Below are 2026 nucleotides of genomic sequence, written 5' to 3'. Positions count from 1 at the left end.
GACGCCGCCACCGAGATCGGAACCGTACAGGCCTTTGTGCCCGGAGGGGCCACGGGCACCTTCACGATCGAGGAGGACGCCTCCGGCCTGTTCGAGATCACTGCCGCGGGCGTACTGAGCCTGATCGAGGGCAAGAAGATGGACTACGGTGCCGCACAACAGCACACCCTTACCGTGAGCGTGAACGATGGCACCAACACCCGGAGCGCTGTGATCACCATAAACGTATTGGAGAACATGGATCCAACGGGCGATGCACAGAAGTTCACGGTGGCAGAGGACATTGCCGACACCGATGCGATCGGAACGGTGGTGGCCACCGACCCCGAAGGCGATGCGCTGACCTTTGCCATGAAGACCAACGACAACGACCTGTTCGAGATCACCGAAACAGGCGAACTGAGCCTGGCACCAAGTATGAGCCTCGATTATGAAACGGCCAAGAGCCACGAGCTGGTGGTAACGGTAAACGACGGTACCAACCAAGTGGACCTTACCGTACAGGTGAACGTGACCAACGTGGTGGAGACCCTGTTCGACGACCCCGCCTCCTTTATCACCACTTGGAAGACCGAGATTGATGGTGAGAAGATAGGATGGTTTACTGCGGATAATTATGATTATAATTACACAATCGATTGGGGTGATGGTACCAACCAAGTAATCAATACAAGTGGAGCAAAAGAACACACCTATACAACAGCTGGCACCTATACCGTGGCCATAAAAGGGGTGTTCCCACATTTTTCATGTGCCAATTCACCTTTTGCAAAGAAACTGATGGCTTTAGAACAGTGGGGCTCCATACAATGGCAGAGTTTAGCGTCAATTTTTGAGGATGCTGGAAACATGGTCTATAACGCCACAGACGTACCGGACCTTGCCATGGTTACCAGTATGTCCTACATGTTCTCCGGGGCCACTTCCTTTAACGGGGCCATCGGTAATTGGGATGTAATCAATGTCACCGATATGTCCTTCATGTTCGCAGGGGCCAGTGCCTTTGACCAAGACCTGAGCAATTGGGATGTAAGCAATGTGACTAATATGTCCGGCATGTTCGGCGAAGCGACTGCCTTTAACCAAGATTTGAGTGCCTGGGGCGATAAATTGGGCAATGTCACTGATATGTCCTACATGTTCACCGGGACCAAGGCCTTTAACCAAGACCTGAGCGGTTGGGGCGTGAGCAATGTGACCACTATGTACTACATGTTCGGCGAAGCGACTGCCTTTAACCAAGACCTGAGCAATTGGGACGTGAGCAATGTGACCGATATGTCCCAAATGTTCCAGGAAGCTATAGCCTTTAACCAAGATCTGGGTGGTTGGGCCGATAAATTGGGCAACGTCACTGATATGTCTTACATGTTCTCAGGCGCCAAGGCCTTTAACCAAGATATTAGCGGTTGGAATGTGATCGGAGTCGCCGATATGTCCTACATGTTCAGCGGGGCGAGTGCCTTCGATCAAAGTTTGGCAAGTTGGAACATTGGAAATGTTACCGATATGACCGGTATGCTGGACAATAGTGGGATGTCCCCTGCTAATTTGAATGCTACGTTGATCGGGTGGCAGAATTTTGTTTCTCAGAACGGAGGCCCAAGTGGGGTCAAATTGGGTTTATCAGGGCTTACCACATGCGGCCCTGAAGTTATGGCTGCTATGACCAATCTTTCATTCGTATATGAATGGACATTTGATGGCTCTGTCCATGATGATGTCTGCACACCCTAAGCACAATATTTATTGAACAAATCACTGACCACCGAAGGGCCGCAAGGTTTTTCGGTGGTTTTTTGTTTTAACAGATATGGGTAATGAGTAGTTAGTAGTAAGTAGTGAGAATTTGGAGAACAGACATAAATCAAAGGTTAAGTGTTAAGTGTTAAGGGTTAAGGGTTAAGGGTTAAGGGCAAAATTACATTGCTCATGTAACTATTCGAGAAAATTCGTGGCATTCGTGTCGATACTTTCCAGACATCAGCAGTCAGAAATCAGAGGACAGAGCAAAGAATCCAACCAT

General features: G+C 49.3%; 1 protein-coding gene. It reads left to right on the top strand.

Annotated features, from left to right (window positions below; all coding sequences use genetic code 11):
• Window positions 1-1737 (top strand): BspA family leucine-rich repeat surface protein (locus EO131_RS06435; RefSeq protein ID WP_127020087.1); only part of this gene is annotated, 1737 nt, incomplete at its 5' end.
• Window positions 1738-2026 lie beyond the last annotated feature (289 nt).

This window comes from Flagellimonas beolgyonensis (assembly GCF_003992615.1).
Taxonomy (GTDB): domain Bacteria; phylum Bacteroidota; class Bacteroidia; order Flavobacteriales; family Flavobacteriaceae; genus Flagellimonas; species Flagellimonas beolgyonensis.
This window is presented reverse-complemented; position numbering and strand designations above follow the sequence as displayed.